Source organism: Blastococcus litoris (genome assembly GCF_003075095.1).
GTDB lineage: Bacteria > Actinomycetota > Actinomycetes > Mycobacteriales > Geodermatophilaceae > Blastococcus_B > Blastococcus_B litoris.
Genome location: NZ_QCZF01000006.1, coordinates 243,656 through 261,460 on the forward strand (window position 1 = coordinate 243,656; position 17,805 = coordinate 261,460).

General features: G+C 74.3%; 17 protein-coding genes. 11 read left to right on the forward strand and 6 right to left on the reverse strand.

From position 1 onward, the window contains the following. The first annotated feature begins 45 nt into the window (after positions 1-45). Complete coding sequence (gene nhaA, locus DCS98_RS14745; protein ID WP_164704577.1) at positions 46-2,667, forward strand: Na+/H+ antiporter NhaA; 2,622 nt, start codon at positions 46-48, stop codon at positions 2,665-2,667. Positions 2,668-2,670: 3 nt separating this feature from the next. Here nhaA and DCS98_RS14750 read toward each other — a convergent pair whose 3' ends face one another. Beyond that, positions 2,671-3,504 (reverse strand): PRC and DUF2382 domain-containing protein, encoded by an 834-nt coding sequence (locus DCS98_RS14750; protein WP_116452111.1) that lies wholly within the window; start codon positions 3,502-3,504, stop codon positions 2,671-2,673. 142 nt (positions 3,505-3,646) lie between these two features. Between DCS98_RS14750 and DCS98_RS14755 the strand changes: the two genes are divergently transcribed. Both DCS98_RS14755 and DCS98_RS14760 read left to right on the forward strand, forming a co-directional pair. Then, positions 3,647-5,173: a CYTH and CHAD domain-containing protein gene (locus tag DCS98_RS14755; protein ID WP_116452112.1), complete on the forward strand. Its 1,527-nt coding sequence runs from the start codon at positions 3,647-3,649 to the stop codon at positions 5,171-5,173. A 73-nt stretch (positions 5,174-5,246) separates the two neighbouring features. After that, entirely contained in the window at positions 5,247-6,479 is a 1,233-nt protein-coding gene (locus DCS98_RS14760; protein WP_206340278.1) for a metallophosphoesterase, read from the forward strand. Here the strand turns inward: DCS98_RS14760 and DCS98_RS14765 are convergent. Beyond that, a complete protein-coding gene (locus DCS98_RS14765) occupies positions 6,476-7,054 on the reverse strand; it encodes a TetR/AcrR family transcriptional regulator (RefSeq protein WP_164704578.1) in 579 nt (192 codons plus the stop codon). The two genes, DCS98_RS14760 and DCS98_RS14765, sit on opposite strands and share 4 nt — an antisense overlap. Before the next feature lie 154 nt (positions 7,055-7,208). Further along, the gene (locus DCS98_RS14770) at positions 7,209-8,237 is read right to left on the reverse strand and encodes an ATP-dependent 6-phosphofructokinase (protein ID WP_116452273.1); all 1,029 of its coding nucleotides are present in this window, start codon (positions 8,235-8,237) and stop codon (positions 7,209-7,211) included. Between the two features lie 152 nt (positions 8,238-8,389). Between DCS98_RS14770 and DCS98_RS14775 the strand changes: the two genes are divergently transcribed. From DCS98_RS14775 to DCS98_RS14785, 3 genes are all read left to right on the forward strand, one after another. Further along, positions 8,390-9,130, forward strand: coding sequence for a GntR family transcriptional regulator (locus tag DCS98_RS14775; protein WP_116452114.1), 741 nt, complete (start codon positions 8,390-8,392; stop codon positions 9,128-9,130). Positions 9,131-9,141: 11 nt separating this feature from the next. Next, positions 9,142-9,615, forward strand: coding sequence for an SRPBCC family protein (locus DCS98_RS14780; RefSeq protein WP_116452274.1), 474 nt, complete (start codon positions 9,142-9,144; stop codon positions 9,613-9,615). Between the two features lie 126 nt (positions 9,616-9,741). Beyond that, positions 9,742-10,014, forward strand: a complete 273-nt coding sequence (locus DCS98_RS14785; protein WP_206340279.1) for a GlsB/YeaQ/YmgE family stress response membrane protein — start codon at positions 9,742-9,744, stop codon at positions 10,012-10,014. A gap of 25 nt (positions 10,015-10,039) precedes the next feature. On the opposite strand, the gene DCS98_RS14790 is transcribed toward DCS98_RS14785, so the two are convergent. After that, positions 10,040-10,678, reverse strand: a complete 639-nt coding sequence (locus DCS98_RS14790; RefSeq protein ID WP_116452115.1) for an MBL fold metallo-hydrolase — start codon at positions 10,676-10,678, stop codon at positions 10,040-10,042. A 116-nt stretch (positions 10,679-10,794) separates the two neighbouring features. On the opposite strand from DCS98_RS14790, the gene DCS98_RS14795 reads away from it, so the two are divergent. After that, positions 10,795-11,013: a hypothetical protein gene (locus DCS98_RS14795; RefSeq protein ID WP_116452116.1), complete on the forward strand. Its 219-nt coding sequence runs from the start codon at positions 10,795-10,797 to the stop codon at positions 11,011-11,013. 157 nt (positions 11,014-11,170) lie between these two features. Here DCS98_RS14795 and DCS98_RS14800 read toward each other — a convergent pair whose 3' ends face one another. Together DCS98_RS14800 and DCS98_RS14805 are read right to left on the reverse strand one after the other, a co-directional pair. Further along, positions 11,171-11,686, reverse strand: a complete 516-nt coding sequence (locus tag DCS98_RS14800; RefSeq protein WP_116452117.1) for a hypothetical protein — start codon at positions 11,684-11,686, stop codon at positions 11,171-11,173. Continuing rightward, a complete protein-coding gene (locus tag DCS98_RS14805) occupies positions 11,683-12,459 on the reverse strand; it encodes an enoyl-CoA hydratase-related protein (RefSeq protein WP_116452118.1) in 777 nt (258 codons plus the stop codon). Before DCS98_RS14805 ends, DCS98_RS14800 begins: the two co-directional genes overlap by 4 nt. A 173-nt stretch (positions 12,460-12,632) precedes the next feature. On the opposite strand from DCS98_RS14805, the gene efeU reads away from it, so the two are divergent. From efeU to DCS98_RS14825, 4 genes are all read left to right on the forward strand, one after another. Then, on the forward strand, positions 12,633-13,523 hold the full coding sequence (efeU, locus tag DCS98_RS14810; RefSeq protein ID WP_116452119.1) for an iron uptake transporter permease EfeU: 891 nt from the start codon (positions 12,633-12,635) through the stop codon (positions 13,521-13,523). After that, a complete protein-coding gene (gene efeO, locus DCS98_RS14815; protein ID WP_116452120.1) occupies positions 13,510-14,652 on the forward strand; it encodes an iron uptake system protein EfeO in 1,143 nt (380 codons plus the stop codon). The genes efeU and efeO overlap by 14 nt, the downstream gene beginning before the upstream one ends. Positions 14,653-14,656: 4 nt before the next feature. Then, complete coding sequence (gene efeB / locus DCS98_RS14820) at positions 14,657-15,958, forward strand: iron uptake transporter deferrochelatase/peroxidase subunit (protein WP_116452121.1); 1,302 nt, start codon at positions 14,657-14,659, stop codon at positions 15,956-15,958. Between the two features lie 218 nt (positions 15,959-16,176). Continuing rightward, positions 16,177-17,760, forward strand: a complete 1,584-nt coding sequence (locus DCS98_RS14825) for a serine/threonine-protein kinase (protein ID WP_116452122.1) — start codon at positions 16,177-16,179, stop codon at positions 17,758-17,760. The last annotated feature ends 45 nt before the right edge of the window (positions 17,761-17,805 follow it).

Here is a 17,805-nt window from a genome sequence, read left to right on the forward strand (position 1 = left end):
GAGGAGGACTCCCGTCGGAAACCTTCCGGCCCTAGCGTTCCCCCGGTGACCATTCTCGCCGGGTCGAGCCGCGCCGGGTCCACCCACCTCGCCGCCCAGCTGTCGAACCCGGTCCGGCGGATGATGCGCTCGGGCGTCGCGGGAGCCGGGCTGATGGTGGCCGCCACCCTCGTCGCCCTGGTCTGGGCGAACTCGCCGTGGGCCGGGTCCTACGACACCTTCTGGCACACCGAGGTGGCGGTCAGCTTCGGCGCCGCCGAGATCGCCATGAGCCTGCAGCACTGGGTCAACGACGGCCTGATGGTGTTCTTCTTCTTCCTGATCGGCATGGAGGTGCGGCGCGAGCTCTCGATGGGCGAGCTGGTGCAGCGCAGCCGGCTGACCATCCCCACCCTGGCCGCCGTCGCCGGTCTGGTGCTCCCGGCGCTGCTCTACCTGGCCATCAACGCCGGTGGCGAGGGCGCCGTCGGCTGGGGCATCCCGATGGCCACCGACACCGCGTTCGTGCTGGGTGCGCTCGCCCTGTTCGGGCGGCACACCCCCATCCAGCTGCGGGTCTTCCTGCTGTCGCTGTCGGTGGTCGACGACATCGGCGCGCTCAGCGCGATCGCGATCTTCTACTCCGACGAGATCGACCTCGTCGCGCTGTCGATCGCCGGGCTGTGCGTGTTCGCGTTCATCGGGCTCTCCCGCATGCAGGTGTGGCGCGGGCCGGCCTACTTCGCCGTCGGCGCCGTCATGTGGGTCGCGATGTACGAGTCGGGCGTGCACGCCACGATCGGCGGCGTCGTCCTCGGCCTGCTGGTCAGCGCCTACCCGCCCCGCCGGGCCGAGGTGGAGCGCGCCGGGTCCCTCGCCCGCGCCTTCCGGCAGTCGCCGGAACCCTCGCTGGCGCGGGAGGCCAAGCTCTCGGTGGAGCGCGCCATCTCGCCCAACGAGCGGATCGGCGCGGTCCTGGTGCCGTGGAGCAGCTACGTCGTCGTGCCGGTGTTCGCGCTGGCGAACGCCGGCGTGCGCATCGACGGGCCGCTGCTCGAGCGGGCGCTCACCTCGCCGGTGACCATCGGCGTCTTCGTCGGCCTCGCCGTCGGCAAGCTGCTCGGGGTCGGGCTGGCCGCCTGGTTCGGGGTGCGGCTGCGGCTGGGCGTCCTCCCGCCCGGCGTCACCCTCGGCAACGTCTGGAGCGGGGCGGCGCTGTGCGGCCTGGGCTTCACCGTCTCGCTGTTCGTCACCGACCTCGCCTTCGACGACGAGGCGCTGCGGGAGGAGGCGACGGTCGGCATCCTGGCCGCCGCCGTGGTCTCGGCCGCGCTCGGCGCCCTCTTCTTCCGCCTGCTGAGCCGGGAGAGCAGCACCCCCGAACGCCCCCTCCGGCTCGACCCACCGGTCGACCCGGCGGTCGACCACGTCCGCGGGCCGGTCGATGCGCCGCTCACCCTCGTCGAGTACGGCGACATGGAGTGCCCCTTCTGCGGCCGCGCCACCGGCGTCGTCAGCGAGCTCCGGGGCCGCTTCGGCGACGACCTCCGCTACGTGTTCCGCCACCTGCCGCTGGTCGAGCTCCACCCGCACGCGCAGCTGGCCGCCGAGGCGGTCGAGGCCGCCGGCGCCCAGGGCATGTTCTGGGAGATGCACGACAAGCTGTTCGCCCACCAGGACGCCCTCGAGGCGACCGACCTGCTCGACTACGCGTCCGCCCTGGGACTGGACCTCGAGCGGTTCGCCCGAGAGCTCGGCGACGGCACCCACGCGCCCCACGTCCGGGACGACGTCGCCGGCGCGGAGGCCAGCGGGGTCGAGGGCACGCCCACGTTCTTCGTCAACGGCGTGCGGCACACCGGTCGTGCCGGCACCGACGAGCTGGCGGCGGCGCTGCTCGCCACCGATCCGCGCGGCACGCCCGTCGAGCGCTCGACCGCGCCGGCCGGGCGGGTGCCGGGCCCTCGGCCGCCCGCGCCGCAGTCCCCGCCGGCGCGGCTGCCCGCCGTCGAGGGGCTCGAGGAGACCGAGGACCCCAGCGGTGCCTCGCCGCGGCTCGACGACCGGCAGCTCGCCGTCCTCCGCCGGGCGGGCCGCCGGCGCACGACGAGCAAGGGCGAGGTGCTGGTGCAGGGCGGCGCCAGCGAGTGGGACTTCGTCGTGGTGCTCGAAGGCACCGTGGCGGTGGTCGAGGACCCGGAGCCCGGTGACGGCGACCAGCCCCGCGTGGTGATGGTCGCCGGGCCCGGCCGGTTCCTCGGGGGGCTCAACATGCTCGCCGGTCAGCGCGCGGTGCGGACGGTGGTGGCAGCGCGGCCCGGGGTCGTGGTCACGCTGACGGTGCAGCGACTGCGCGAGGTCATGGCGGCCGACCGCGACCTGGCCGACCTGATCATGCGGTCGTTCCTGCTGCGCCGGGCCATGCTGATCGGCCGGGCGACCGGCCTGCGGGTGGTCGGCGACCCGGCGTGGCCGGCCAGCGCGGCGCTGCGCGTGCTCCTCGACGAGCACGGCATCGCCCACCAGTGGCTCGACCCGGCGGAGAACGAGGCCGCACGGGCGGTGCTCGCGGAGAACGACGCCCTGGACGAGGAGCGACCGGTCGTCGTCGCCTCGGACGGCCGGGTCCTGGTCGACCCGGGTCCGGACGAGCTGCTGCGGGCGGCCGGGACCGACCGGGTCGGCTGAGGGTCAGACCCGGTTCGGTGCCGTGTCCTGGTCGACGGTGCTGCGGGGAGCGGCGTCCTGGTCGACGACGACCTGCTCGCGCTGGACCTGCTCGGTGACCGTCTCCTGACCCTCCACGACCACGGTGCGCAGGCGGACCCGCTCGGTCGGCACGACCTCGACGGTCACCACGGGCCGCTCGGTGTGCAGGACGATCTCGTCGGGCAGCCCACCGGAGCCGGTGCGCGGCTGCTCGGCCACCAGCGTCTCGCCGGTGACGTCGTCGGGGGCGTCGATCGGCACCTCCTCGAGCCGGACCTCCTCGCGGCGGATCGGGACGGTGATCTGCACCTGCTCGGTCACCACGTACTTCACGAGTCGGGCCCGCGTGGTGGCCACCCGCTCGGTGCCGACGACGAGCTGCTCCTCGCTGCGGGTCATCGCGCCGTCGTCGGCCTGGACCGGCGGCTGGGGACGCGCCGCGGGCATCTCGACGGTGGGTGGGGCGGCCGCCTGCGGGGGAACCGTCCCGTCCCGCACGGGCTCCTCCGCGCCGGCCCCGTAGTGACGGCGCAGCTCCGCCTCGTCGTCGGGCGTGAGGTGGTCGCCGGTCAGGTGCGGCGAGGACCTGACCGCGTCGACGGCGACCGGCAACCGGAGACCGCCGTCGTCGAACGTGGCGTCCACGGCCGGGACGACGGACTGCCGGGTGCCGAAGAGGCCGGTGGTGACGGCGACCCAGGTGGGCGCACCGGTGCGGTCGTCGACGTAGAAGTGCTCGACGGTCCCGATCTTCTGGCCGGTCGCGTCGTACGCGGTGCTGCCGATCGCCGCGGACACCTGTCGTTCGTCCAGCATGGGTCTGCTCCCCTCCGCGCGGCGCCCCTCGACGGCACCTCCTGGCACATCAGGCGTGCCCAGGAGGGGTCGCGGCTGAACATCGGCCGCCTAGGGTCGGGAGCAAGCGGCCGGGCAGCGCGGCCGGGGAGGGAGGGCCGGCATGCCCAGCGGGCACCTCGAGGTGGAGAGCAAGTACGACGTCGACGAGGCATACGCCCTGCCTCCGCTGGAGGGCCTGGACGGCGTCGTCAGCGTGGACGCGCCCGTCGAGCACGCCCTGGAGGCGGTGTACCACGATGCGGCGGACCTCCGGCTCCTGCGCGCCCGGGTGACGCTGCGCCGGCGGACCGGGGGACCGGACGCCGGCTGGCACCTCAAGCTGCCCGCCGGTGCCGCCCGCTACGAGCTGCACGCGCCCCTCGGCCGGGCCGTCAGACGGCCACCCCAGGCGCTGGTCGCACCCGTCACCGGCCTGCTGCGCGGCGCGCCGACCGGGCCGGTGGCCACGCTGCGCACGCGGCGGGTGGTCACCGCCCTGCGCGACGGCGAGGGCCGGCTGCTGGCCGAGATCGCCGACGACGTCGTGGCCGCCAGCGTCCCGGCCCTCGGACCCGACCGGCCCGCGGAGGCCCACACCTGGCGCGAGGTGGAGGTGGAGCTCGGCGACGGGGACGCCGCGCTGGCGGAAGCGGTGGCCGAGCGCCTGGTCGCGGCCGGGGCGCGTCCGTCGGCGAGCGCGTCGAAGCTCGGCCGGGTGCTGGCCGCCCGGCGGGCCGAGCTCGACGGCTGGGTGCCGAAGGTGCGGAAGAAGGGCCCGCGCGCCGGCGAGTTCGCCCGTACCGCCGTCCGTGACCAGCTCGCCGGCCTGGAGGCGGCCGACGTCGCCCTGCGCACCGAGCAGCCCGACGCCGTGCACCAGGTGCGCGTCGCGGCCCGGCGGCTGCGCAGCACGCTCGCGGCCCTGCGGGAGGTGCTCGACCCGGAGGTCACCCGGGCGGTGCGCGACGAGCTGCGGTGGCTGGGCGGGCAGCTCTCGGCGGCACGGGACACCGAGGTCGCCGTGGCGCACCTGCGGGAGCTGGTCGCGGCCGAGCCCGAGGACCTGGTGCTCGGGCCGGTCGCCGCCCGCCTGCAGCAGCTGCAGATCGAGGAGGACCGGGCGGGACTCGACCGGGCGCTGGACACGCTGGCGGATGCCCGGTACCTGCGGCTGCTCGAGGACCTGCACGGGCTCGTCACCGATCCGCCGCTGACCGGGCGTGCGGACGACCGGCTGGAGCCGGTGCTCCGCGAGGCGGTCGCCCGGTCGGTCACCCGGCTGCGCCGGCACCTGCGGACCGCCCGCCGGGCAGCACCCGAGCACCGGTCGGAGGCGCTGCACGCCGTGCGGAAGGCGGCGAAGCGGGTCCGCTACACGACCGAGGTCGTGGCTCCCCGCCTGGACGGGGCCGACGCGGCCACCAAGGCGGCCAAGCGGGTCCAGACGGTCCTGGGGGAGCGGCAGGACACCGTCGTGACCCGCGAGCTGTGCCGCCGGCTGGCCGTGGTGGCGCTCGCCGAGGGGGAGAACGGGTTCACCTTCGGCCGGCTGCACGCGCTGGAGCAGGCGCGGGCCGACGCGGCCGAGCGGCGGTTCTGGGAGCTGGAACCGTCCTTGCGCAGGAAGCTGGCTAAGGCGGGGTCCTAGCGGGTCGTCCCTGGTCGGCGGCGCCCACCTGGGAGAGTGGGGCCGTGACGGTCGCCGGTTCCAGGGTGCGCCGGTGTCGGTGATCGCCCTGGTCGGTTTCGGCACCGTGGTGCTACTGGCCATGCTGCTGCTGCACGGGTACCTGTGGTTCCGGCTGGTCCGGAGCACGACCCGCCCCGGCCGGCTGCGCCGCCGGCTCACGCTGCTCACCCTCGTGCTGGCCGTGCTGCCCGCGCTGGCGGTGGGGTTGCGCCGGACGCTCCCGCTCGAGGCCGCCGCGCCCCTGGACTGGGTCGCCTACTGCTGGCTGGGCGTCGCCTTCTACGCCTTCCTCTCCCTGCTGGTCCTCGAGCCCGTCCGGCTGGTCGGGAGCGTCGTCCTGCGACGCCGGGAGCGCCGGGCACCCGCCGCGCCCGAGACCACCGCCAGTGAGACCGGGGTGCCCGACGCCCCGCCGGATCCCTCACGGCGGCTGTTCCTCGCCCGCGGGCTGGCCGTGACCGCGGGTGCGGTCGCGCTGGGCACTGCGGGCACGGGCGCGTACTTCGCCAACTCGCCGCCCGTCGTCCGCCGGGTGCCGGTGACGTTGGCGAACCTCGACCCCGCCCTCGACGGTGTGCGCATCGTCACCTTCTCCGACGGGCACCTGTCGGCGACCTACGGGGGACGGCGCTTCGAGCGCCTGGTCGAGCTGGTCAACGAGCAGCGCCCCGACGTCGTGGCGATCGTCGGCGACCTGGTGGACGGCGACGTGCCCGAGCTGCGCGAGGAGGCCGCGCCGCTGGCCGACCTGGTGAGCGAGCAGGGGGTCTTCTTCGTCACCGGCAACCACGAGTACTTCGTGGACACGAACGCGTGGCTGCGCCACCTGCCCACGCTCGGCGTCGACGTCCTGCGCAACGAGCGGGTGGCGATCCGGCGGGGCGGGGCGTCGTTCGACCTGGCCGGCATCGACGACCGGACGGCGGCCTCGTCCGGGCTGCCCGGCCACGGGGCCGACCTCGACGCGGCGCTGGACGGCCGCGACGACGCCGTCCCCGTCGTCCTCCTGGCGCACCAGCCGGTGCTGGTGGAGCAGGCATCCGCGGCGGGGGTGGACCTCCAGCTCTCCGGCCACACCCACGGGGGCCAGCTGTGGCCCTTCGACTACGCGATCCGGCTGGACCAGCCCGCCGTCGAGGGGCTCTCCCGGCACGGGGACACGCAGCTGTACGTGACCTCGGGCGCGGGGTACTGGGGCCCGCCCATGCGGGTCGGCGCCCGCCCGGAGGTCACCGTGGTGGAGCTGCGGGCGCCGAGGTCCTAGCGGCCCTCGAGGGCGTCGAACGCCTCGTCCATGAGCTCCTCGAGCTTGCGTTCGCCGTTGCAGTCGGCCCAGGCGAGGAGCCCCGCCGTGTAGGCCGACATGTAGGCGTTGATCACGATGAGGTCCGACGTGCGCGGCGCCGCGCCCGGCTCGACGGGCATCGCGTCGGCCACCACGTGACCGGAGGTGCGCTCGAACTCGGCCGCTCGCGTGCGCAGGGTGGGGGTCGTCGCGATGACCTGCCAGCGGGCCAGCGCGTCGCGCCGGAACTCCGCGCTCCACTGCGCGATCCACGCCCCGACCGCCTGCCGGAACCGCACGGAGACCGGCAGCTCGGCGGGCAGCTCGACGAGCACGTCGGCGAAGTCCGCCGCGCTCGGCACCTGCATGACCAGGTGTTCCTTGGACGGGTAGTGCGCGTAGAAGGTCGGCACCGACACGTCCGCGGAGCGCGCGATCCGCCCGACGTTGACCGCGTCGAAGCCCTCGCGCTGGAACAGCTCGAGAGCTGTGTCGTAGATCCGCTGGTGCGTGGCGGCCCAGCGCCGGGCGCGCCAGTCCGGCGTCTCACTCACGTTCGTCCTCCGTCGCCCCGTCGCGAACGCGCCACCGGACCGAGGGTCGCAGCGCGGTGGCGGTGCCCATTCTGCGCCACCTACCCCGCTCCGGGACGGCGAACCGGGCACAACGTCACGCGCTCCAGCTGGGCATATGTCGCCCACGGGGTGGTCAGCCGGTGAAGGCCGCCGTCTCGGCCAGGCGGGAGCGGGTGACGGTCTTGAGCCGGGAGACCGCCTTCTCCAGCGGGACCAGCTCGATCTCGGTGCCCCGCAGCGCGACCATCTGCCCGTGGTTGCCCTCGTGGGCGGCGATCGTGGCGTGCAGGCCGAACCGGGTGGCCAGCACCCGGTCGAAGGAGGTCGGGGTGCCGCCGCGCTGGACGTGGCCGAGGACGGTGGTGCGGACCTCCTTGCCGGTCCGCCGCTCCAGCTCGGCGCCCAGCTGCTGCGCGACGCCGGTGAACCGGCGGTGGCCGAACTCGTCGAGGCCGCCGTCGCGCAGGTCCATCGTCCCGGGGAGCGGGGTGGCCCCCTCGGCGACGACGCCGATGACGTGCGTGTCACCGCGCTCGAACCGCTCGCTGACCAGGCGGCAGACCTGCTCGACGTCGAAGGGCTCCTCGGGCACCAGCGTCAGGTGGGCGCCCGACGCCAGCCCGGCGTGCAGGGCGATCCAGCCGGCATGCCGCCCCATGACCTCGACCAGCAGCACCCGCTGGTGCGACTCGGCGGTGGTGTGCAGGCGGTCGATCATCTCGGTGGCGATGCTGACCGCGGTGTCGAAGCCGAAGGTCAGATCGGTCTCGTCGATGTCGTTGTCGATCGTCTTCGGGATCCCGACGACCGGCACGCCGGACTCCGACAGCAGGTGGGCAGCGGTGAGCGTCCCCTCCCCGCCGATGGGGATGAGGACGTCGATGCCGTGCGTGGCCAGCACGTCCTTCATCTGCGGCAGCTCGGCGTTCAGCCGCTCGGGGGCGACGCGGGCCGACCCGAGCGTCGTCCCGCCCCTGGTGAGCAGGCCGTCGACGGCCGCGACGTCGAGCGGTGTGGTGCGGTCCTCGAGGAGGCCGCGCCAGCCGTCGCGGAAGCCGACGACCTCGCTGCCGTAGTGGGCGGACGCGGTCCGGACGACGGACCGGATGACGGCGTTGAGGCCGGGGCAGTCGCCCCCGCCGGTGAGGACACCGATGCGCAACACGCTCTCCCTCGAGTGGCGAAAGCCGACCATACGTCATGACGTCCTGACGTTTCCGCATTGCGAGCGGGATGTCCCGGTAGGTGGGATCGGATGTGACGTCCCATACGACATGACGACCAGACGTCTTGCGATCCCGTACCTTTGCGGACGTGGTCAGCCCCGTCTCCGGACCCAAGTACCTGGCCGTCCGGGAGCACCTCCGGCGCCGGGTCGCCTCCCTGCCCGAGCTGACGCTCCTGCCGCCGGAGCCGGTGCTCTGCGCCGAGTACGGGGTCAGCCGCATCACCCTGCGGCGCGCCGTCGACGGCCTCGTCGCCGACGGCCACCTCGTGCGGGAGCAGGGACGGGGCACCTACGTCACCCGCCCGGCGATCCGGCACGAGTACCGGGAGAGCTTCGTCCACCGCATCGCCGGCTTCAGCTCCGTGATGAGCGAGCAGGGCGCGCAGGTCGGCACCGAGGTGCTCACCCAGCGGGTCACCCCGGTACCCGCCCTCGTCGCCACGGAGCTGGCCCTGGACGGCACCGCCGACGTCGTCGAGCTGGAGCGGCTGCGCAGCGTGGACGGCGAGCCCAACCACGTCGCGCACAGCTTCCTCCCGGCGGCGCTCTACCCGCGGGCCGCGGAGGAGGACTTCAGCGAGGGCTCCCTGTACGAGTTCCTGCGCCGCGAGTACCAGGCCGACCTGGCCCACGCACGCATCGTCGTCGACGTCGGCACGGCCGACCCGGGTGAGGCCGACCTGCTCCGGATCGTCGCCGGCTCGCCCCTGCTGGTGGTGCGGACGACGGTCCGCGACAGCTCGGGCCACCCCCTCGTGCACAGCTTCTCGCGGCTGCGCCCCGACGTCAGCCAGGTGGAGTTCGAGGTCTCCGTGGGCGGCCGCTGATGACGCCGACCATGCCGACGACCACCGCGACGGGTGTCCGCGAGGTCCCGCAGCCGCCGAAGCAGGTGTGGCGCGCGCTCGCCGTCCTCGAGCCCTACTGCTCGGTGTGCGACGTCTCGTACGTCCTCGGCGAGGACGCCCGGCGCCCGGGGATCGGGACGACGTTCGTCTGCGCGCCGGGCCGGCTCGACGGGCCGCCGGCGGAGGGGGCGCCGCAGGGCGAGATCGTCGAGTGGGACCCGCCCCGCGTGGTGGCGACCCGGCTGCGGCTCACCCCCGAGACGTGGACGACGCGGATCGAGCTGGCCGGGACCCGCGGGGGCGGCACGCGCGTGACCATGACCGTCACGCACGAACCGGTGGGCGGGAGCCGGGTGGTCCGCCGGCTGCAGCGGGGGGCGCTGCGCCGGCTGGTCCAGCGCACGGTGGAGGCCGAGCTGGCCAAGGTCCCCGCGCACGTGGAGCGCGCTGCGTCGCCGGCCTGACCACCCCGTTCGGGCGAACCGTGCTTCAGCGGCGATCTTGGGGGTACGGAACACCGTCGTGCACCGGTGTGCGCAACCGGCGACTGCCGGGATGGGGGCCACACCGGTCGAACGAAGGAGAACGCTGTGCAGATCCTCGGCCTCATCGTGGTCGGCCTCATCATCGGCGCGCTCGCCCGGCTCATCAAGCCCGGCCGGCAGCGGCTGAGCATCCTCGCCACCCTGCTGCTGGGCGTCGTCGGCGCCCTCATCGGTGGCGTCGTCGCCAGCCTGCTGGGCACCGGTGACATCTGGGAGCTCAACGTGCTCGGCTTCATCGTCGCCGTCATCGCAGCGGTGCTGCTGATCGGCGTCGCCGAGGGCGTGTCCGGCGGCCGGTCCCGCGGCGCCGTCCGCTGATCCCTCCCCGGGGGACTCGACCGGCTCAGAGCTCGGTCGAGTCCCCCGGGGCCAGCCGGCTGAACGGCGTGGGCGTCCCCGGACCCCGCTCGCCCAGCAGCCCGCTCACGAGGCCCAGGCCCGTCTCGTTGAGCAACCCGTCGTGCACGGCGAACGCCTGGTCGGCGTGCACGGCCCGCACGTAGTCGATGAGCTCCGCCGTCTTCGACCACGGCGCGTGCATCGGCAGCAGCAGCGTCGCGACCGGCTCGTCGGGCACGGTCAGCGCGTCACCCGGGTGGAAGACCTGACCGTCGACCAGGAACCCGATGTTCGCCACCCGCGGGATCTCCGGGTGGATCTCCGCGTGCAGCTCGCCGTGCACCCGGACGTCGAAGCCCGCGACCGTCACCGCGTCGCCGTTGCCGACCACGTGGACCCGCCCGCCCAGCCCTTCGAGGCGGCCCGCCACGGACTTGTTCGTCCACACCTCCAGCGCCGGGTCGGCGTCCAGCGCCGCCCGCAGCCGCTCCGGCTCGAAGTGGTCCGGGTGCTCGTGCGTGATGAGCACCGCGCTCGCGCCCTGCAGCGCCGAGGGGTCGGTCCAGGCACCCGGATCGATCACGAGGGTGCGGTCCCCGTCGGTGAGGACGACGCACGCGTGACCCTGCTTCGTGAGCTCCATGACCGCATCCTGCCCCGGCGTCCGGAGCCGCGCAGGCCGCCCCTTCCTCCCTCCTCGGGGGGAGGGGAGAGGTCGCGCCCGTAACCCTCGCGCAGGGTCCTGCCGACGTCCTCCGCATGATGCTGCAGACGTCCGTCTTCGCCGCCGCCCGGAGCCGTGCGCACGGGCCGACCGCCGCCCTCTGGCACGCGGTCGAGGTCCACCGGCCGCCGGCCGAGGTGGACGGCGCCTGCGAGCTCACCCTCTGCGGGTCGCTGGCCCGGGTGTCGACGGAGGAGCAGTGGCCGGTGGCCGCGCGCGACGTCTGCCCGGCCTGCGCCGTGCTGACCCGCTAGGCGGGCCCCCCGACGCCCTGTCGCCGGGTGGGGGAGCTCGCCCCGACGGCAGGTGCACTCTTCGCGGCTCGGCCCGCGCGCACCGGGTGCGCACGCACGGTGGTCATGACGCCCTCGTGACCACCGTTCGCGCACGTCCGGTGGACGACGAGCCCGCTCAGCCTGCGCGCTCGTCCAGCTGGACGAGCAGGTCGTCGAGGGTTGCACCGCGTCGCTCCGCGTAGATCCGTGAGCCGGCCGCAACGCCGGCCAGGAAGAGCCCGATGCCCAGGACGGCGCCGAGCGGGCCACCGGACAGGAAGAAGGTGGCCACGGCGCAGACGACGGCAGACACCCCCAGCAGCAGGGGAAGCAGCCACCTCCACACCCACAAGGCACCGCGGTGGTGCTCGAGCGCGGCGCGCCAGAGTTCCGGATCGACGTCGCGCGGCAGGCGGCCGCGGTAGATCGCGCCCGAGAGCGGGCGCTGGACCGCCTGGAGCCTCTTCGGCGGGATCACCGCCGCGACCATGAGCGCCAGGACGCCGCCCAGCGCCGCCCGGGCGGCGATCTCGAGCCAGTCGACCTCGCCGTCGCCGACCAGTGTCGCGGCGAGCCAGGCGACCAGGGCCAGCCAGCCGGCGGCGAGCGCGAAGACGATCCCCAGCGCCCGGCGGCGCGACGTCCGCCTCACCGGCCGGTGAAGCGCGGTGCCCGCTTCTCCAGGAACGCCTCGACCGCCTCCAGGTGGTCGGCCGTCTGCCCCAGGCGCGTCTGCAGCCGCGCTTCCAGGGCCAGCGTCTCCTCCAGCGAGTCGGTGGCCGCCGTCGCCAGGACGGTCTTCATCGCCCGGTAGGCCGCGGTCGGCCCGGCAGCCAGCCGTGCCGCGAGCGCCTGCGCCTCCCCCAGCACCTCGTCGGCCGGGACGACGCGGTGCACCAGGCCCCACTGCTCCGCGGTCTCCGCGGTGAAGGGGTCGGGCGTGAGCAGCAGCTGGGCCGCCCGCGACCCGCCCACGCAGTGCACCAGCCGGGACGCCAGGGCCGAGTCGCTGCCGAGCCCCACCCCGGCGAACGCCGTCGTGAACTTCGCGCCGGCCGCGGCCACGCGCAGGTCGCCGGCGAGCGCGATGCCCAGGCCGGCCCCAGCGCACGAGCCGTTGATCCCGACCACGACAGGGACGCGCAGCGCCGACAGCGCCAGGACCAGCGGGTTGTACTCGTCCTCGACCACCGACAGCGACGTCGCCGCGTTCCCGCGCAGCGACTCGATGTGCTCGGCGAGGTCCTGCCCGACGCAGAAGGCGCGGCCGGTACCGGTGAGCAGGACGGCGCGGACCGACCCGTCCGCCGCCACCTCCTGCACGGCGGCCAGCAGATCCCCGCGCAGCGCGGAGGAGAGGCCCGGCCGCAGCAGGGTCAGGGTGGCCACGCCGCCGTCGTCGGTCCTGGTCACGGTCTCGGACATCGTCGTCCCGTCCTGTCGTCTCCGGTGGTCGTCGCCGGTCACCCTGTCACGGGCCCGCCGGCTGGTGCCCGTGTGGCGGACGGCGCTCCCGTTCCACGTGGAACTGCGGGTAAGGTCAGCCTGCCCTAGGTCATCCGACGGGGCTGTCCTCGCCGCAGATCGGGTCCGTCGTCATGGGTCAGGCCTTCCTCGCCAGCTACCTCATCGGTCTCCGCGAGGGCCTCGAGGCCACCCTGGTCGTCAGCATCCTGGTCGCCTACCTGGTGAAGTCGGGGCGTCGTCGCCAGCTCCTGCCCCTGTGGGGCGGCGTGGCCGCCGCGGTCGCGCTGTCGGTCCTCTTCGGGGCGCTGCTGACCTACACCGAGACCTCGCTGCTGGCCGACTACCGGTCGCGCGAGCTGTTCGAGGCCATCGCCTCCGTCCTCGCCGTCGTCCTGGTCACCTGGATGATCTTCTGGATGCGCCGCACCGCCCGGCGCCTCAAGGGAGAGCTCACCGGCAAGCTCGAGGCGGCCATCGGCGTGGGCGCCCTGGCGGTCGCCGGCATCGCCTTCGTCTCGGTGATCCGCGAGGGCCTGGAGACCGCGCTGCTCTTCTACGCCGCGGCGCAGGGCGCCACGTCGACCGCCACCCCGCTGATCGCGATCTCGCTGGGCGTCCTCACCTCGATCCTCATCGGTTTCGGCCTCTACGCCGGCGCGATCCGGGTGAACCTGCAGAAGTTCTTCACCGTGAGCGGCGTGCTGCTGGTCTTCGTCGCGGCCGGGATCCTCAAGTACGGCGTCCACGACTTCCAGGAGGCCGGCGTCCTGCCCGGCCTCGACGTCATCGCCTTCGACATCTCCGGCGTCCTCGACCCGAACAGCTGGTACGGCGCGGCCATCGCCGGGATGTTCAACATCACCGCGGCCCCGACCGTCCTCGAGACGATCGCCTACCTGGCCTACCTCGTCCCGGTGCTCACGGCCTTCCTCTGGCCGTCCCGGCCGGCCCCTGCTCCCCGGACCGGTACGGCTCCGGGTTCCTCGACCCAGTCGGAGACCTCCCAGCATGTCCCTGCATGACCGCCGGCTCGCCCTCCTCCCCGCCCTGGCGCTCGCCGTCCTGACCGCTGCCTGCGGTGGCTCGGACGGCGGCGACGGCGGGAGCAGCGGCGCCGCCGACACCATCCCCGTCGCCGCGACCGACGACGCCTGCGACGTCGAGGCCTCCGAGCTCGAGGCCGGCACCCACGAGTTCGCCGTGACCAACAACGGCAGCAAGGTCACCGAGTTCTACGTCTACGCCGAGGGCGACCGGGTGATGGCCGAGGTCGAGAACATCGCCCCGGGGCTCAGCCGCGACCTGCTGGTCGAGCTGCCGGCCGGCGAGTACGAGACCGTCTGCAAGCCCGGCATGGTCGGTGACGGGATCCGGAACGCGCTGACCGTGACCGGCGAGGCGGCGCAGCTGTCCGAGGACGAGTCGCTCGCGCAGGCCGGCGAGGACTACCAGCGGTACGTCCAGAGCCAGACGGCCGCGCTCCTGGAGCAGACGACGGCGTTCACCGAGGCCGTCAAGGCCGGTGACGTCGAGGGCGCGAAGGCGCTGTTCCCCGTCGCCCGCACCTACTGGGAGCGGATCGAGCCGGTCGCCGAGATCTTCGGCGACCTCGACCCGCTGATCGACGGCCGCGAGGGCGACCAGGAGGAGGGGCAGGACTTCACCGGCTTCCACCGCATCGAGAAGGCCCTCTGGGAGACCGGTGACGTCTCGGACATGGGCCCCTACGCCGACGACCTGCTCGCCGACGTCCAGCGGATCGTCGAGCTCGCGAACGAGACGACGCTCGAGCCGCTGCAGCTGGCCAACGGGGCGAAGGCGCTGCTCGACGAGGTGGCCACCGGCAAGATCACCGGCGAGGAGGACCGCTACTCGCACACCGACCTGTGGGACTTCGCCGCCAACCTCGAGGGCTCCCAGGCCGCCGTCCAGGCGCTGCGCCCCTACCTCGAGGAGGCCGACCCCGACCTGGTCGCCGAGATCGACGAGCGCTTCGCCGAGACCGAGGCCGAGCTCGAGCAGTACCGCGCGGGCGACGGCTGGATGCTGCACGACCAGCTCACGCAGGAGCAGCTCAAGGGGCTGTCCGACAGCATCACCGCCCTGACCGAGTCGGTCAGCCAGGTCGCGGCGGTCGTCGCGGACCGGTGACGTCATGAGCGAGCAGCACCCCGAGCAGCGGCCGGCGGGCGTCTCCCGCCGGCGCCTCTTCGGCTGGATGGGCGCCGGGACGGCCGGCGTGCTTGCCGCCGGCGCCGCAGGCGGCGTGATCGGCCGGACGACGGCGCTCGACACCGCCTCGGCGTCCGAGCCGGGTCCGGACGCGGCGGTCCCGTTCACCGGCCGCCACCAGGCCGGCATCGTGACCCCCGCGCAGGACCGGCTGCACTTCGTCGCCTTCGACGTCACCACCGACGACCGGGACGAACTGGTCGACCTGCTGAAGACCTGGACGGCTGCCGCGCGCCGCATGACGGCCGGTCAGGACGCCGGGCCGGTGGGCGCCGTCGACGGCGAGCGGTTCGCCCCGCCGGACGACACCGGCGAGGCCATCGGCCTGCCGCCCTCGGGCTTGACCCTGACCATCGGCTTCGGCCCGACGCTCTTCTCGACCCCCGAGGGCGTCGACCGCTTCGGCCTGGCCGGGCGGCGCCCGGCGCCGCTCACCGAGCTGCCCTCGTTCGCCGGGGACCAGATCGACCCGGCGATCAGCGGGGGCGACATCTGCATCCAGGCGTGCGCGAACGACCCCCAGGTCGCGGTGCACGCCGTCCGCAACCTGGTCCGGCTGGGGGCCGGCGTGGTCAGCGTCCGGTGGTCGCAGCTCGGCTTCGGCCGCACGTCGTCGACGAGCACCGGGCAGGCGACCCCGCGCAACCTGTTCGGCTTCAAGGACGGCACGAACAACCTCAAGGCCGAGAACGAGCAGGCCCTCGAACGGTTCGTGTGGGTGGGCGACGGTGACAGCGGGGCGGACTGGCTGGCCGGCGGCTCCTACCTGGTCACCCGCCGGATCCGCATGCTCATCGAGCCCTGGGACACCTCCACCCTCGACGAGCAGCACCGGACCATCGGCCGCACCAAGGGGACCGGCGCGCCGCTCGGTCAGCAGGCGGAGTTCGACCCGGTCGACTTCACGAAGCAGGTCGACGGCGAGTTCGCGGTCCCGGAGACCTCGCACGTCTTCCTGGCCAACCCCACGAACTCCGGCACGGCGATCCTCCGCCGCGGCTACAGCTTCGTCGACGGCTCCGACGGCCTCGGCCGGCTGGACGCCGGGCTGTTCTTCATCGCCTACCAGCGCGATCCGGGGACCGGCTTCGTGCAGGTGCAGCGCAACCTGCGGCTCGACGCGATGAACGAGTACATCCGGCACACCTCCTCGGGCGTCTTCGCGTGCCCGCCCGGTGTCCGGGGCGATGACGACTGGTGGGGCCGGGCGCTGTTCGAGGGCTGAGCGGACGTACCCGTCCGGACACGCAGCGCAGTCGGCACGCCGTCCGCGCCGCCGTGTGACCAGGAGCGCACGGAGGGATCGAACGGCCCCCGCGCGGGCCTCGTCCAGCATGTGTATCCGGGTCCCGAAATGGACAGAAGAGACCGGGGGCTCACCCCCCCGGGCGGCGACGTGGCGGCCTTCAGCAGCAGGGCCGGACAGGCGAGGAGTGACCTCCGTTGGTCGAACCAGGACGTCGGTGCCTGGGCGACCGCTACGAGTTGCACCAGCTGATCGCCGCAGGCGGGATGGGTCAGGTCTGGCGCGGGCACGACCTGGCGCTGCACCGCCCGGTGGCGGTCAAGGTGCTCCGCAGCGAGTACACCGGTGACCCCACCTTCGTGGCCCGCTTCCGGGCCGAGGCCCAGCACGCCGCCTCGCTGAGCCACCCCAACATCGCCGCCGTCTTCGACTACGGCGAGGAGACCGCCCAGGACGGCACCGGCGAGACGCTGGCCTACCTGGTCATGGAGCTCGTCGAGGGGGAGCCGCTCTCCGCCCTGGTGCGGCGTGAGGGCCCCCTCGGCACCGGGACCACCCTGTCCCTGCTGCGGCAGACCGCCTTCGGCCTGGGTGAGGCCCACGGGGCCGGCATGGTCCACCGCGACGTGAAGCCGGGCAACATCCTGGTCCGGCCCGACGGCAGCGTGAAGATCACCGACTTCGGCATCGCCTGGTCGGCGCGCAGCGTCGCGCTCACCCGCACCGGCCAGGTCATCGGGACCCCCCAGTACCTCTCCCCCGAGCAGGCGGAGGGCCGCGCGGCCACACCGGCCAGCGACGTCTACGCGCTCGGCCTGATCGGCTACGAGTGCCTCACCGGGACGCCGGCGTTCGAGGGCGACAACCCCGTCACCATCGCGCTCAAGCAGGTCCGGCAGGAGCCCGAACCGCTCCCCGCCGACCTGCCGGCCGACGTCCGGGCGCTGGTCGGCAGGGCGCTGGCCAAGGACCCGGCCGCCCGCTTCCCCGACGGCGCCGCGTTCGTCGAGGCCATCGACGACGTGCAGGCCGGGCGCCCGCTCACCGCGGCGCCGCCCACCGTCAGCGTCGCCTCGGCGGCCGCCGTCGCGCCCGTCGGCCCCGGGACCGTCACCACCGGCCCCGTCACCCAGCCGCCCGTGGGCAGGCGCCGGAGCCGGGCCGCGGTCCTGCTGCTCCCGCTGCTCGGCCTCCTCGCGGGCGCCGGCATCGCCGTGGCGCTGCTGCTGGCGCTGGCCGACGACTCCCCGGGCAGCCCGGCGACCGCCGCCGAGCAGCGCGAGGCCGGCAGCATCGTCCTCGACGCCGAGCAGTACGTGGGCCGGCCGGTGGACGAGGTCGTCCGGCGGCTGAACCGCCTCGGGCTGGACGTCGAGCCGGTCCCCGAGCCCCGGGACGACGTGGTCCCCGACCAGGTCACCGCCATCGAGCCCGACGGGAAGCCCCTGTCGGCAGGGGACCGGGTCGTCGTCACCTACGCCACGCCGGCCGCCTCGGGCGGCGGCGGCCCCGCGAACCGTCCCGCGGTGACCGGTGCCGCCGGCGGCGGGAGCACCCCCGTGGTGGAGGAGCAGGCTCCCGTCGAGGAGCCCGCACCCGTGACCACGGCTCCCCGCACCTCCGCCCCCGCGTCGACGATGGCCGGGACGCCGACCAGCTCGCAGCCCGGCGGGTCCTCGTCGTCGTCCTCGTCCTCGGCGGCCGAGAGCAGCGGCAGCGGATCGCCGTCGTCCTCCGCGGCGACGAGCAGCCCCACGACGCCGACGAACACGGCCGGGTGACGCTCCCGCTCCCGGCAGGTGCTGCGGGCGCCGCGGTGCCAGGCT